At 41.8% G+C, this 297-nt stretch carries 1 protein-coding gene; it reads right to left on the reverse strand.

The features are described 5' to 3' along the window. A partial coding sequence (locus P0G09_RS19285; RefSeq protein WP_275253477.1) for a hypothetical protein occupies positions 1–297 on the reverse strand: 297 nt, incomplete at both ends.

Raw genomic sequence — 297 nt, forward strand, 5'->3', positions numbered from 1 at the left:
GATTTATGGTTATCAACTCAAGCGTATCAGTATTACCGCCTTTGTTACCACGATTCAATGCACCAACGTCAGTCCCCATGGCCAAAACCGATACCGGCTTACCCTCTTTCAGTTTCTTACTGATCTTGCCTGATCCATTAGAAAAAACGCCTTGAGCAGTACTGTGAATCTTATGATACTCATAGGCACCACCGATGCAGAGTAATACGATGATCAGACCAATAAAACGATAGACCCAGCGCAGTTTATTCCGCGGTTTTTTAGGGCTGTTTTGTGATTGATTATTTTGATTATGAT

The organism is Faecalibacterium sp. DFI.5.82, assembly GCF_029076575.1.
Classification (GTDB): domain Bacteria; phylum Bacillota; class Clostridia; order Oscillospirales; family Ruminococcaceae; genus Faecalibacterium; species Faecalibacterium duncaniae.